General features: G+C 61.8%; 13 protein-coding genes and 3 pseudogenes. 9 read left to right on the forward strand and 7 right to left on the reverse strand.

Annotated features, from left to right (window positions below; all coding sequences use genetic code 11):
• Nucleotides 1–93: 93 nt before the first annotated feature.
• Nucleotides 94–696, forward strand: a pseudogene (locus FHW97_RS18285) (IS3 family transposase); the annotation flags it as partial.
• Nucleotides 697–910: 214 nt separating this feature from the next.
• Here FHW97_RS18285 and FHW97_RS18290 read toward each other — a convergent pair.
• The 3 genes from FHW97_RS18290 to FHW97_RS18300 all read right to left on the reverse strand — a co-directional run bounded on the left by FHW97_RS18290 (nt 911) and on the right by FHW97_RS18300 (nt 3,450).
• Nucleotides 911–2,467: an alpha/beta fold hydrolase gene (locus tag FHW97_RS18290; protein WP_171799418.1), complete on the reverse strand. Its 1,557-nt coding sequence runs from the start codon at nt 2,465–2,467 to the stop codon at nt 911–913.
• An 84-nt stretch (nt 2,468–2,551) separates the two neighbouring features.
• Nucleotides 2,552–3,157, reverse strand: a complete 606-nt coding sequence (locus tag FHW97_RS18295; protein ID WP_028658364.1) for a hypothetical protein — start codon at nt 3,155–3,157, stop codon at nt 2,552–2,554.
• A 20-nt stretch (nt 3,158–3,177) separates the two neighbouring features.
• On the reverse strand, nt 3,178–3,450 hold the full coding sequence (locus tag FHW97_RS18300; protein WP_028658365.1) for a PadR family transcriptional regulator: 273 nt from the start codon (nt 3,448–3,450) through the stop codon (nt 3,178–3,180).
• Between the two features lie 468 nt (nt 3,451–3,918).
• On the opposite strand from FHW97_RS18300, the gene FHW97_RS18305 reads away from it, so the two are divergent.
• Together FHW97_RS18305 and FHW97_RS18310 are read left to right on the forward strand one after the other, a co-directional pair.
• Nucleotides 3,919–4,296 (forward strand): VOC family protein, encoded by a 378-nt coding sequence (locus tag FHW97_RS18305; RefSeq protein WP_216647770.1) that lies wholly within the window; start codon nt 3,919–3,921, stop codon nt 4,294–4,296.
• Complete coding sequence (locus tag FHW97_RS18310; RefSeq protein WP_171799420.1) at nt 4,293–5,036, forward strand: helix-turn-helix domain-containing protein; 744 nt, start codon at nt 4,293–4,295, stop codon at nt 5,034–5,036. Before FHW97_RS18305 ends, FHW97_RS18310 begins: the two co-directional genes overlap by 4 nt.
• A 326-nt stretch (nt 5,037–5,362) precedes the next feature.
• On the opposite strand, the gene FHW97_RS22385 is transcribed toward FHW97_RS18310, so the two are convergent.
• A complete protein-coding gene (locus tag FHW97_RS22385; RefSeq protein WP_370525467.1) occupies nt 5,363–5,725 on the reverse strand; it encodes an SEC-C metal-binding domain-containing protein in 363 nt (120 codons plus the stop codon).
• Complete coding sequence (locus tag FHW97_RS18320) at nt 5,622–6,311, reverse strand: phytanoyl-CoA dioxygenase family protein (protein WP_171799422.1); 690 nt, start codon at nt 6,309–6,311, stop codon at nt 5,622–5,624. The genes FHW97_RS22385 and FHW97_RS18320 overlap by 104 nt, the downstream gene beginning before the upstream one ends.
• Before the next feature lie 128 nt (nt 6,312–6,439).
• Here FHW97_RS18320 and FHW97_RS18325 point away from each other — a divergent pair, with 128 nt between their 5' ends.
• The 6 genes and pseudogenes from FHW97_RS18325 to FHW97_RS18350 form a co-directional block, all read left to right on the forward strand.
• Nucleotides 6,440–6,778, forward strand: coding sequence for a hypothetical protein (locus FHW97_RS18325; protein ID WP_171799423.1), 339 nt, complete (start codon nt 6,440–6,442; stop codon nt 6,776–6,778).
• A 96-nt stretch (nt 6,779–6,874) separates the two neighbouring features.
• Entirely contained in the window at nt 6,875–7,402 is a 528-nt protein-coding gene (locus FHW97_RS18330; protein WP_171799424.1) for a hypothetical protein, read from the forward strand.
• Nucleotides 7,403–8,315: 913 nt separating this feature from the next.
• On the forward strand, nt 8,316–8,552 hold the full coding sequence (locus FHW97_RS18335) for a phage integrase N-terminal SAM-like domain-containing protein (RefSeq protein ID WP_171799417.1): 237 nt from the start codon (nt 8,316–8,318) through the stop codon (nt 8,550–8,552).
• Nucleotides 8,553–8,594: 42 nt separating this feature from the next.
• The gene (locus tag FHW97_RS18340; RefSeq protein ID WP_183533837.1) at nt 8,595–8,750 is read left to right on the forward strand and encodes a hypothetical protein; all 156 of its coding nucleotides are present in this window, start codon (nt 8,595–8,597) and stop codon (nt 8,748–8,750) included.
• A pseudogene (locus tag FHW97_RS18345) lies at nt 8,707–9,144 on the forward strand (cation:dicarboxylate symporter family transporter); the annotation flags it as partial. The gene FHW97_RS18340 and the pseudogene FHW97_RS18345, both read left to right, overlap by 44 nt.
• 12 nt (nt 9,145–9,156) lie before the next feature.
• Nucleotides 9,157–9,439: pseudogene (locus FHW97_RS18350) on the forward strand (transposase); the annotation flags it as partial.
• 213 nt (nt 9,440–9,652) lie between these two features.
• On the opposite strand, the gene FHW97_RS18355 reads toward FHW97_RS18350, so the two are convergent.
• Both FHW97_RS18355 and FHW97_RS18360 read right to left on the reverse strand, forming a co-directional pair.
• Complete coding sequence (locus tag FHW97_RS18355) at nt 9,653–11,068, reverse strand: aldehyde dehydrogenase family protein (protein WP_171799425.1); 1,416 nt, start codon at nt 11,066–11,068, stop codon at nt 9,653–9,655.
• A 127-nt stretch (nt 11,069–11,195) separates the two neighbouring features.
• A complete protein-coding gene (locus FHW97_RS18360) occupies nt 11,196–12,689 on the reverse strand; it encodes a PLP-dependent aminotransferase family protein (RefSeq protein ID WP_171799426.1) in 1,494 nt (497 codons plus the stop codon).
• Nucleotides 12,690–12,767 lie beyond the last annotated feature (78 nt).

Here is a 12,767-nt window from a genome sequence, read left to right on the forward strand (position 1 = left end):
TATCATAGTAGCAGCGCACTCCAGCCCGATTAGGGCGCGAAGACTCGGCGCTGCGCTTCATGCACGCAAGGTGGGGCCGCGACCCCGCTTACGATGCGCCAGCAGGGATTGCGCGCCAGACCGCGCCGGCGTGGCCTGCCCAAGGATCATGGTGAAAAGTCAGTGGTCGCGGCCAATGTGCTGGATCGTCAGTTCGTCGCCGATGCGCCCAACCAAAAGTGGGTGGCAGACTTCACGTATATATGGACCGCCGAAGGTTGGCTCTATGTCGCGGCAGTCATCGACCTGTTCTCGCGCCGTGTCGTAGGCTGGTCGATGAGCGCGACCATGACGGCCCAACTGGTGGCGGATGCCATGATGATGGCCATCTGGCGTCGGGGTAAACCTGATGCTCTGCTCCATCATTCCGATCAGGGTAGCCAATATACGAGCGAGCAGTTCCAGCGCCTGATGCAGGACAATGGCGTGACCTGCTCCATGAGCCGGTCGGGCAACTGCTGGGACAATGCGGCGATGGAGAGCTTCTTCTCGTCCCTCAAGACCGAACGGGTCCGCAAGAAAGTCTATCGGTCACGCGATCAGGCCAGAGCCGACGTGTTCGATTATATCGAGCGTTTCTACAATCCCACCCGCAGGCACTCGACCTTGGGCTATCTCAGCCCTATCGACTTCGAACGCCAAGCGGGGGTAGCCTAAAGAAGCCTATCTCGGTGTCCATCAAACCGGCAGCAGGCCAGGCTGCTCTTCAATTAGCTAGGTTTGAGGCTGCTCCTGCGGGCTGACCAGGACGGCATCCTCAGTGAAGGACTGGCCCGCACTGTCTTTCGTTCACCAAGTCCGGTATCACGAAAGCGAATGAGTGTGTGAGCGATACTCCAGCACGGATCTTCAGGTCGATTAAGGAGCCGGACTACTTTTGGTTCGTCTGGCGAGGATCGCTAAGCCGCTCATGATCGTCATGGAAAGCCTTTAGCAGCCAGTCAACGACAAGGTGGACCAGTCGGGGCGAACCGGCGTTTGGGCCAAGTCTGGCCACCTCGTCTTCGCCGCCGGTGATCGCGCCTTCCTGGAACCAATGGCTGAGCCCATCGAGAACGATCACTTGGCCTTGCGGGTTATTGGCCAGTGCCAGCCGGGCTTTCGGCGCCTCGTCCGAGGCGATCACCAGCGGATCTTTTGTGCCGAAAACGGCAAGTACCGGCCCGTGGATCGCCCGTAGATCAGTAGCCGAGCGCAGATTGCCCGCCCCGCGTGCTTCTTCAGTGTCAATCATCGCCAAGGCGCCCTCGGCCTGCTGGCGGGGAAAGCCGGCCGCCTCGAACCGGTCCACCACGACGGCGCGCAGGCGCGCGACGGTGCCTGCGTCCTTGCCGTCAATCCGCGCTTGCAGCAGGGTGATCGCCGCGTCGATTGCCGGTGTTGCGACCGCCTCTGATCGGCCCGCTGCGATCATCTGGCGGATCAGTGCCCCGCGCAAATAGGGCAAACCATCGCCCACCGATCCCGCCAGCATCACCACGCCTGCGATCGTGGGATCGGCAGCGGCCACCGCCGGGGCAATCACGCCGCCTTGGCTGTGCCCAACCAAAGCAATGCGGCGGCCGTCTATATCAGGGCGGCGACGCATCGCGGCGACAGCGGCCGCGGCGTCGGCGGTCAGCCTTTCAAGATCCTCTTGGTATATGCCGCTCGATTGTCCGATGCCGCGCTTGTCATACTCCAGCGCGGCGATGCCCTGTTCTGTCAGAGCCTTGACGATTTGCGGGAAACCGCCCCGTCCGTTCGGACCATGCCCCTGGATCAGCACGACCAGCGGAAATGGCGCTTGGCCCGATTTGCTGGGCAGATGCAGGGTGCCAGCCAGCACCACGCCCGGTTCTGACGCGATGCGCACATCGGTGAGGATCTCGGCAGGGCGGAAGCCGGCAAAGGCCCGTGCGGCCGTAGCGGCGCTGGGGGCCCCGCGCAGAAATGCAACGGGGCCCAACTGCACTGCCACCTCAGCCTTGCCCAGCGGCACGGAGAGGGATTGCGGGTTTGTGCTGATGTCAGCCGGCGCAATACCGCTTATGGCCACACGCTTCCATTGGCGGGTCAGCGCCACTTCCTGCACGGCAAAGGGTGCATAGTGTGGCGCGCCCCCTTGCATGGCGATAATGAGTCGCAAAGGCCGTGCTGCGCGCGCCCATAGCTCGGCCGTAATTGGTTCTCCCGCAGCGATTCCACCCGGTAGCGGCATGGTTGCTCCGCTCGACCACGGTTCAACCGGGCGCGCACCGGGCTGGATGACGACCACGCCTCCACCGGGCACATGCGCATCGCTGTCATGGGCATAGGCAGTGCCATAAACGGCCCAGCCCCCGACGCCGACAACAGGGGCCAGCGCGGCCTGCGCTTGTGCATCAAGGGCGGGCCTTGCGGGTGCGTCAACAGTCGAGAGCACGAGGCCCGTGAGCAGCAGGGCCACGCGTGGCCATCTCATCGCCGATGTGTTTGCCATCGCTTATCCTCTCTTGTTGGTTGCCCGCTCTGTGCGCGCGGCGCCTCTCATCTAGGCCATCCCATCTCCAAAACCCTGGGCGTGCCACAATGCCAGCGCGGACACGGCAGCACATTCTAGTGCCATCGCCGCGCAGGGCTGCGCCAACTTGGCCACACTCACCGCAGCGCAAGCCAACCCCAGCAGCAGCGTCACCATGCCCGCGGCACCCAAACGGGACAGCGCGGCAATGCGCGGCCAATCATGGTCGAGCACCCACCAAGCCAGCGGCACATGAGCAGCGGCCAGCATTATCGTTAGCGCCATCAGCAAGGGGGCCAGGCATTGCGTGCCCACGTTGAGTTGCGAGGTGAAGGTTCCTTGCCCCAGCAGAAAGCCAGCCCATCCCGCGCTGGCATCAACAAAGGGAAAGCCAGACAGCGCCGCCACGGCCAGCAGTGCGCCCATGGGCAACAGCAGCCCAAGGCAAAGCGCATAGCTAGCCAGCGCGAAACGCCCTTCGCTGTGATGGGGCAGCATGCGCCAGGCCGCCAGCAGACAGCCACTTGAGAAGCGCAGTGCTGTCCCGTCTGCCTGGGCCAGGGCGAACTCGGCGCACATCGCCTGCGCCCAAGGGCGATGACGCGTGCCGAGGCTCTGGACAGCCAGCGCAAGCACCAGTCGGGCGAGCTTTGCCCTCACGCTAAAGACGGCGCGCCGCACGGCGCATTCTCGCCCTTGGCATGTTCGTGCGCCAGGCGTAGCCCGGTAGCGGTCAAGCGATAGACGTGCCGCGGTGGGCGCCCAGGGGCTTCCGCCGCGCGCCACTCGGCCTCAACCAGGCCTTGGTCGGTCATCCGCATCAGCAAAGGGTAGATGGTCCCGGACGCCAAGCCGGTGGCCTTCATCAGTTCATATCCGTGCCACCAGTCGGGCGCCTGCGCCGCGAGTGATTGCAGCAACGTAAGCATTTGATGAGAGGGTCGGCGTGTTCGCTTCATTCCTTTTTGCAACATATGTAGACTTAAGAGTCAAGCGCCACTGTCGCGTTCAAGGTATTCAGACAGATTGAACCGAGCGCGTGGCGGGCCGAGGGTATATGGGCCGCAAAGCGGTGGGAAAAAATCCTTCGTTCGGTATTTCCGCTGGAGCGGTATCAAAACCCCAAGATCCCCATTCACGTGCTAACTTTCTGGATAAATTAGCGGCGGGTTTTGACGGGCCTATTGATGGGGAGGGTCGTCAGTAATTGCGGCGGGCATCGCCAAGCCGATTGCGATAATCCACAAATGGCCACTAACTGATTTTCGGCCGCCCTGCATCACGGTGTCGAACTCGCGCGAACCTGTCGCATGATAGGCTATATTTGTCATTCTAACGAATGCGCGCCAAAGTGGTTGCTGCTATGGGTAGAGCCTTCCACAAACGGAGGATCACCCGTGCCAGCCACCTTCCGCCATTTCGCCATCAACGCCGACGATGTTCAGCGTGCTCGACAATTTTACGAAGGGGTGTTCGGATGGAGTTTCAGCCCATGGGGACCGCCCGATTACTACCAGATCAGAAATGCCGGTAGCGGCCTGCTTGGTGCATTGCAGGAACGGCGCGATATCACCGCAGGACGCCCGGCGACGAGCTTCGAAACGAGTTTCGGCGTCGAGGATTTGAAGGCGACCATAACCGCCATCGAAGCAGGCGGTGGCAGGATATTGATGCAGCCCTACCGGATCGAAGGCGTCGGCGAACTCATTTATTTCGAGGACACTGAGGGCAATCTTGTCGGCGCGATGCAATATGATGCCGGAGTCTTCGATTGACCAGCGATGGTTTCGACGTCCGGTCGCTGGCAGCGACCTTTCGTACCGGCGCGCGGGTCGGCGTGCATCGACACCGTTGGGGCCAGCTCATCTTCGCCAGTTCCGGGTTGATGCACGTCACCACCGACGACATGCTGTGGATGGTGCCCCCGACACGGGCGGTCTGGCTACCCGCCGGCTTTCAGCATGGCATCGCGATCAGCGGTGAGGTGGCGATGCGCACGCTTTACATCGCGAACAGTCGCGCTGCGCACCTCCCTTCTGTGCCGGCGGTGCTCGAAGTGACGCCGCTGCTGCGCGAACTCATCCTCCACATTATCACGATCGGCATGCTGGCCCTTGAGCGTCCGGAGCATGACCGGATCGCGGGACTGCTCATCGACCTGCTGCTCGAGGCGAGACCGCAGGACCTCAACTTGCCCATGCCCAGGGATGCCCGCGCGCGTCGGCTGGCGGAACATGTGCGGAATATGCCTGCTGACGGGCGGGACATGAGTGAGCTTGCCGAAATGACGGGAGCCAGCCTACGCACACTGCAACGATTGTTCCCGCGCGAGACCGGGCTAACCATCGAGGCGTGGCGACAAAAAGCGCGTCTGTTGCATGCAATCGCCCGCATGTCGTCCGGCGCCAACGTCACCGAAGCAGCAATGGATTGCGGATACCAGAGCGTCGCCGCTTTCAGCACGGCCTTTACCAGGCAATTCAGGGTGACGCCTGGCCGATATCCCGTCCGCTGACCGGGCGGCCGGCGGACGGCCAACAGGCCCTGCAACTCCCCTTTTGTGGCGGCAATCGTCGCCCCATGGAACCCGGCCGCCGGCGGAAGCGCTGACGTTCGCTCCCCCGCTTCCGTCGCTGATCACATGGTAGCGCGTGACAATGGGACCGGTCGTCCGTTGCTAATTTTCGCCGTGTGAACCTATGGCCGGTTCCGACGGCTCTGCCGGCGACTCTGAACGACCGAAATGAGGGCGGCCCCAGATACGGGGCTGGCATTCGCCAGCCCCGCCAGGATCAGTCTCGCCAGTAATCATGGCGCTCGGCGCCGTCGAAAGCACCCGTTTCAAGACTGCACCGCTTGAAATCTGAGGCCCGAGTTGCACGGGCAGGGATCGTTGCGCCCGAGCTTTTCAACCAGTTCCTTGTCGCCATGGACAAAGCGCAGGCCGCGCTTCACGCGGGTTTCGGAGGGATAACCCTTGCGGCGCTTAGACGTGCGCTCGAAAGCAGGGTAGGTCGAACGGGTCGCGATTGTTTGCCATCGTGGCCTCCTGTCGTTGTGGGATTTGGCCAATAGCATGAGAGGCCGCGTCGATCGAGGATCAAGTAACTCCCAGCCAGGCGAGGCCCTCGGGCAATTCTTCAGCGCTGAAATCGATCTGCAACACACGCCGCCGCCGGGGCTTAATCGCAGCTTCCGAAGCATGGAGGATCGGCGTGGAATAGGCCCAGACGTCGCCAGCCAAGGCGGTGCAGGCAATCGGGCCGCAGCGACGCGCCGTTTCCTCGACATGATCCGCCGACACGCGTCCGATTTTATGCGAGCCCGGAGCGATCAGCAGCGGCGCATTCCTGAGCGGCACATCGTCGAGATGGACGCGCAGCGTGACCATGCGCGCCAAGAGGTCGAATGGTGGCGCGACATGAAGCAGGCCGGCCTTCATCGACCATGGGCCATACCCTTCCACATCCGCCCGTTGCCGCACGCAAATCGTCCGATCCTGGTGCCACGCGAGGGACCAGTTCGTACTCTCGGTCTTGTCGAACAGAATCGCGCGGACCGCCTTGCCGGCGGTTCCTAGAGCTTGCCGTGCAACCTGCCCAAGTGGCCCGTCTGGGGCAACGTAGGTTTCGAGCGCCCCAAATCCGCTTATCCGTACGCCTGCTTGCTCTGCTGGGAGTAAAGCCACCGTGGCCTCCAGCGATTCCAAATGGGAAAGAATCGCGCCCCTGAACAAGGCGGCGCCATGTTCCTCAAGGGTAAGATGATCGAGCTCGCTGTCCATCTGCATGGCCATGGCTAAGCCAGGCGAAGTCGCATTTGCAATGACGGTTTCCCTGATTTCGTGGATGAACGAATGGGTAGTTTCGACGGTTGGCACTGGGGCGCTGAATGGCCGCTATGAGGGCGGCGACGGACATGGCGATGCTCAAATCGGCGGCTCGCGCCCCAGTTGTAGACGTTCGATACTTGGCGCAGAAACGCCCAATGCGCAGAAACCTAGACCTTCAAATGATCCAAATCGTCCTGCATTGGGCTTGGGATCCGATCGGCGTGCGCGGTATCGAGAACGCCGCGGACGAATACGACATGTACGCGCCTCAAGTGCTGAAATTGCTCGAGGCCGATGCGCCAACGGATGAAATTGCCACCTATTTGACAAGGGTAGTCCGCGATCGGATCGAGCTTCCCAGTAATCCGGATCGAGATCACGACGTCGCAGCCATGCTACGACAACTTTACGCCATCGATCGATAGCTGCGAATGATGGCAATACACCAGTTTGTCGCCCAAACCGGCTGTTCCGGACACGACACCGTAGCGGACATTGCTTAAAGATGGCATCATCACCTCATGAAGCTTGCTCGCCATTTGGTTTTCCTCGCATCAGTGGCGATCAGCCAGCCTGTCGCAGCCGCAACGCCGCTTTGTGAGGTCATAAAAAAGTTCGAGGGAAGCGCCCCTGAACCATTGGACGATCCGCATCAGAAGCGATGGATCGAGTTTCATTGGGGCTTTGATCGTGATCCAGACACAATGTGGTCATGGGGATGTCGTCACTCAAAGCAGATGATCGCATCCCAGACCTGCCATTGGCTTGAAGAACATACTAATCAAGAATTTGCTATGGCTTTGCCGCAAGGTACGATGCAATGTTACGGATATAAATTTCCAAAGTATGCGCTAACGGATTGGTCTCGAATTGCAGGGGCCATCAAATTGCGGGGCCGTGCTAAACATCACCTTCTCCTTGAATTGAATTACCGAGACCTTCCAAACGGTGAAGTTGCCATTAGACTGTCCGTTGAAGCCCTTAATGAAGGCACTGGTTCGCAAGAAATGCCCCCAATCGAGCCTATGCCGCTCATCAGAGGCAAGTGAACGCAGATCGCTGACGTCTGCTCCCCCTCCAATTTCTGACCACCATTGTGCCGGTGCCACGCATTGAAATCGGCCGTTGAGTGCCAATTTTGATCGGCTGAACCTGTGACCACTTCCGACGCTGCGGACACGGGACCTGAACGGCCACCCTTGGGACGATCGTGGCGAAGGCACGGGCAATGGCCAGATCGGCAGCTCGCGTCCAGTTCCGGACGCTCAGTGCGCAACAGCCTCGTAGGTCACACGAACGCCATCGATTTGGTCAACTCTTTCGAATACGCGAGACTTGGCAGCGTACCGGACATGCAGGTGATCTGCAGCTAACCACTCCACTTCAGCCCAAGGGCCGCCCCATTTGCCCACAGTGGCTGCCCCGTGATCATCATCTGCCCGGAATGCATTGCCACCGCTGCTTGGCAGTTTTCCGGGAGCAGATACGGAAACCTGTGTCGAGAAGCCAGCGGTCGCACCGCAGTCACGTTCGAACAATGCAGCGCTGTGTCTTCCATCCGGAGAGATGGCCTTTGTGACGAGGTTATTTGTGCATGCGCCCGAGCATCCGCCAATGAAGAGCAAGAACGCTGGACTCAGGAACGATCTCATTTGCAGAACTTACGCCCCTGCACTGATCCTTCAACGTTCGCTCCCCACCAACTCACGCTGTTCATGGGTCCAGCGACATTGATGAATAAACGACGGCTTTCGGCGTACGGGCTCAGGCGCCTGAACGGCCGCTATGAAGGCGATCTCGGCGGTGGGTCGGGTCTTGCTGGAAACGGCAGCAGCCGACCAGAGCACGAATCCGCTCCGCGGGAGGGTCGCTTGGGGTGACGTAGCGTAGTATTTGCGAGGCTTTCGGCGGGGCGGCGTCGCCCGCCGACTGTGGAGTTCCTTCAACGGAGACGAACTTACCATGGATGCTGTCACGACCGCTACCCCGACCCATTCGCTGCGTGAGCGGATGTTGCAGGACATGATGATGCGTGGCTTCGGGGCGCACACGCAGAAGGACTATATCCGGCATGTCCGGAGCTTCGTCGTGTTCCTGGGCCGTCCGCCGGATACGGCCACAATGGAAGACCTGCGGCGTGATCAGGTCGACCAGCACGAACGCGCCGTGGGGCCGGCCACGATCAATGGGGCCGTGTAGGCACTGCGGTGCCTGTTCGGGATAACCCTGAACGGCCTCGCTGTGGCGCTGGCGCTGATCGCTTCGAGTTTTGTCCAGTTGCTCAAGGCCCTGGTGCCGCCATTGGTCCTCGCGGCGATCAGCGCCAGCATCGGTCAGTTGCGCGATCTCAACAATGCTGCGCGGAAACCCTGGCGAGGTTCGCGATTACGGCGCTGATCGCGGTGGCAATCGGGATTGCGCTGGGTCTGGTGCTGCGCCCCTGCGCCCCTGCGCCAGTGCCCAGGTGTCGCTGGCGCAGGGGCCGCCGCAGCATACCGTCGGCAGTTGGCTCGATTTCCTAAAAGGCCTAATTCCCGGTAATTTCCTCGGCCTGATCGCTTCGACCGAGATCAAGGATGGGACGGCTCGGACCACGATCGGGTTCAGTGTCCTGCAACTGGTGGTGATCGGCATGGCGCTGGGGTTTGCCGCGCTGCGCAGCGACGAGGCGGGCGATGTCGTGCTGCGTGGCGCCGGTGTTGTCCTGGCGTTCGTTCGACGCCTGCTAAACTGGGTGGTGCGACTGGCGCCGCTGGGCCGCGCCGGGCTAATGGGCAAAGCCGTGGTGACCTATGGCTGGGGCATCCGCCGCTTCCTGAACCACGTCCGGCCGCGCGGTTTCCACCGCATCCGGTGTTATGGTCTGCTCGCCAGTTCAACGCACAAGGACGCCATGGGGCTCACCCGCAGGCTATCGGGCGTCGCTGCGCCGATCGCGGAACCCGAACCCGACGAACCGCCGGATCATCGCCCGCCATGCCCATGCTGCGGCGGGCACATGACCATCATCGAGGCCTTCGCCCGCTGGGTGCCAACCACGCGCACCACCAACGCCAGCATTCCCGGCCCGGAGACGCGCGCCATGATCGGGCATGGCTCCCCCTTTACGACGGTCACGGTCATGGTGTTTTGGCTGATGACCCGGCGCATACCCATCCCAGAATTGTTCCGTGCGCAGGGCACACTGGCCAGCAAGACCAACGTCGCCCGCAATCTGATACCGCACCAAATCAAGTTGATCGGGCCAACAGGGGCACTTCCGGATCGGCAGTGCTTACCCGCCAGAACCATCCCAAAGCTCATTTAGCCATAGACTTCGCTTCGTTGATGATATGAACCTGCGTGAATTCGTGGAATCCTTCCTCGGCGAATTCGACGCCCAGTCCGGATTGCTTGGCGCCGCCGAAAGGAACGGTCGGGCCGAAATCGAGATGCTTGTTGATCCATACCGTGCCGGCCTCCATGCGCATGGCAAGGTCATGCGCCGCATCGCGATCGGACGACCAGATCGAGCCGCCCAGGCCCATGTCGGACGCATTGGCGCGCGCCAGCGCGTCTTCAGGATCGTCATAGCGAATGACGGGAAGGACGGGACCGAACTGTTCCTCGTCGACCAGCCGCGCGCCGTCGCTGATATCGCGCACGATGGTCGGCCGGATGAAATAGCCCGGGCGGTCCAGGACTTCGCCTCCGGCGAGGATCGTGCCGTCCGATCGCGCCGTTTCGAGTAACGCCTGCACCTTGTCATATTGCGCCCGGTTCTGGAGTGGTCCGATCTGCGCGCCTTGCTTCAGTCCATCGTCGACGACCGCCTCTTCGGCGATCCTGGCCAGTTCCGCGCAGAGCGCATCATAGATGTCCGAATGGGCATAGACGCGCTTGATGGCGAGACAGACTTGTCCGGCGTTCATGAAGGCGCCACCGAAGATGCCCGATGCGGCTTTCACCGGATCGGCATCGGGCAGGACGATCGCCGCGTCGTTGCCGCCCAGCTCCAGCGTCAGCCGCTTGATCGAGGCTGCCGCGCCGGCCATCACCTTTCGGCCGGTTTCGGTCGATCCGGTGAAGCTGATCTTCGCGACATCGGGGTGTGTCGTGAGACGGGCGCCGAGGTCGTTCTGGTCGGTGATGATGTTGACCACGCCGGGAGGAAAGATCCCTGCCATCATCTCGCCCATGCGTAGGGCCGACAAAGGGGTCGTGGGGGCTGGCTTGATGACCAGCGTATTGCCCGCCAGCAGCGCGAAAGGCAGCTTAAAGGCGACGATCAGCACCGGGAAATTCCAGGGAATGATCGCGCCAACCACGCCCAGGGGGCGACGGTGCAGTTCCACCCGGCGGTTGTCATTGTCTTCCAGCACCTGCATCGGCAGGTCGTGGGTCGCGAGCTGGCGGATGAAAGCGATGCTGTAGGCGATCTCGGCCGTGGCTTCGCTCAGCGGCTTACCTTGTTCTTGCGTGAGCAGGCGCGCCTGGCTTTCCGCATGAACCTCCATGCAGTCCGCAAGGTTGAGGATCATCGCGCGTCGTTCCGCAATCGGTGTCCGCGCCCAGGCAGGAAAGGCCTGCTTCGCCGCCCGGATCGCGTCGTCCAGTTGCCCTGCCGATGCGCGCGGGCACAAGGCAAGCACCTCTTCGGTGGCAGGGTTGATGACGTCCATCGTGTCCTCCCCATCGACCAGCCGGCCACCGATCAGAAGTTTGTAATCAGGCATATCCAATCCTCCTGTCTTGTCGGCGGCGCGCCAAAGGGACGCCGATGACTTTCAGGAAGGCTAGGGACCTGTCGGTCCAACCCCTAGAGCCATATCCAGCTTTAAAGGTGGTGCCAGTTCGTGTGAGTTAGCACCCCTGGCCGACCACGGTGGCCACTCGAGCAAAGGCTTCGCGGATCGTATCTTCCGATAGTCCGGTATAGCCGAGCACCAGCGATCGTTCGCGGAAGCGGCCGGGATTGCCATATTCCTGCGCCGCCGCGCCCGCGAACGGGTAGAGACCGACGCCGCAGTTCAGTGCGATGCGCTGCATGTCGTTTGCGGAAGGGAGATTGGGTGGCAATGTCCACATCATATGCATGCCGCATTCCCGCCCTAGCAACGCACCACCGGGGAAATGCTCTTCGATCGACCGGATCACCGTGTCGCGTGCACCCATATAGGATCGGCGGATGCGCCGGAGATGGCGGAGGAATGCGCCTTCCTTGAGAAAGTCCGAGATCACTGCCTGTTCAAGCCAGGGGGCACCGTTGTCGGTCAGCGTCTTCACCAGTTGCGCCTGGTCCAGCAGATGACGCGGCATGACAGCATATCCCACTCTCAGTCCCGCGCCGATTGATTTGGAGAAGGTTCCGAGATAGATGACGTGACCATTCCGGTCCAGCCCGGCCAGCGCGGTGAGCGGCGGCCCGTCGTAACGGAAGTCGCTGTCGTAGTCGTCCTCGACGATATAGCTGCCCGTCTGATAGGCCCAGTCGAGCAGGTGCAGCCGGCGATCGAGGCTGAGCGTGCAGCCGGTCGGAAACTGATGGGACGGCGTTACATAGACGAGATTGCCCAGAAAGCCTTCGAGTTGTGAAACGACGATACCCTGCTCGTCGACGTCTATCGGATGGATGCTGGCGCCATAGCTGCCGAACAGATAGGCCGCGCCCTGATAACAGGGGTTCTCGACCGCCACGCTCGCCCGCGCCCGGTCGGTGATGAAAATTCTGGCCAGCAGGTTGAGCGCGCCCTGAATACCGGAGGTGATCATGACCTGATCGGCGCTCGCATCGATTCCGCGCGTTTCGCCCAAATGCGCCGCGATCGCCTCGCGCAGCGCCCGCAGTCCGCGCGGATCGCCATATTCGGTCTGGATGCCACGCGCATAGGCCAGGTGTCGCGCGGTGGCGCGCTGCCAGAAGCTGGTCGGGAAACTCTCGGGGTGAGGGCGTCCGACAAAGAAATCGAACTGCGGGCGCGAGCGTTTCTCGTGCCAAAGCTGGGGCGCTCGCCCGGAGAAACTCGGGTTCTTGCCTAGGCGCAGTCGCTTGCGGCTCGGCTGGATCGACGCGTGCCCGTTGCGCAGCAGGACGGTGGCGTCGGGCAGCCGTTCGTTGACGAAGATGCCAGCCTTGGCCCTCGAGGTAATATAATCCTCGGCGGCCAGGCGTTCATAGGCCAGCGTCACCGTGTTGCGGGCGATGCCGAGCTGGTCTGCCATACTGCGCGTCGAGGGCAGGCGCTTGCCCGCGGCCAGTGTGCCTTTCAGGATCTGGTCGCGCAGCGCCTCATAGATCTGGACTTGCAGGGATCGTTCATCCTTGCGGTCGATGCGGATGATCAGATTCATCGTCATCTGGACAAGCCCCTAACATCTTGATCGAGCCCATCCTACCGCGCCGCCACAGCAATGATAGAGCGATTGCCAACTGGC

This window comes from Novosphingobium sp. SG754, from assembly GCF_013149315.1.
Taxonomy (GTDB): Bacteria; Pseudomonadota; Alphaproteobacteria; order Sphingomonadales; family Sphingomonadaceae; genus Novosphingobium; species Novosphingobium capsulatum.

Bases quoted from the DNA above. Each gene is read 5' to 3' on its own strand.
- FHW97_RS18300 (WP_028658365.1), bottom strand. From the start codon at position 3,450: ATGCTTACGTTGCTGCAATCACTCGCGGCGCAGGCGCCCGACTGGTGG.
- FHW97_RS22385 (WP_370525467.1), bottom strand. From the start codon at position 5,725: ATGCTTCGGAAGCTGCGATTAAGCCCCGGCGGCGGCGTGTGTTGCAGA.
- FHW97_RS18320 (WP_171799422.1), bottom strand. From the start codon at position 6,311: ATGCAGATGGACAGCGAGCTCGATCATCTTACCCTTGAGGAACATGGC.
- FHW97_RS18325 (WP_171799423.1), top strand. From the start codon at position 6,440: ATGGCGATGCTCAAATCGGCGGCTCGCGCCCCAGTTGTAGACGTTCGA.
- FHW97_RS18330 (WP_171799424.1), top strand. From the start codon at position 6,875: ATGAAGCTTGCTCGCCATTTGGTTTTCCTCGCATCAGTGGCGATCAGC.
- FHW97_RS18335 (WP_171799417.1), top strand. From the start codon at position 8,316: ATGGATGCTGTCACGACCGCTACCCCGACCCATTCGCTGCGTGAGCGG.
- FHW97_RS18355 (WP_171799425.1), bottom strand. From the start codon at position 11,068: ATGCCTGATTACAAACTTCTGATCGGTGGCCGGCTGGTCGATGGGGAG.
- FHW97_RS18360 (WP_171799426.1), bottom strand. From the start codon at position 12,689: ATGACGATGAATCTGATCATCCGCATCGACCGCAAGGATGAACGATCC.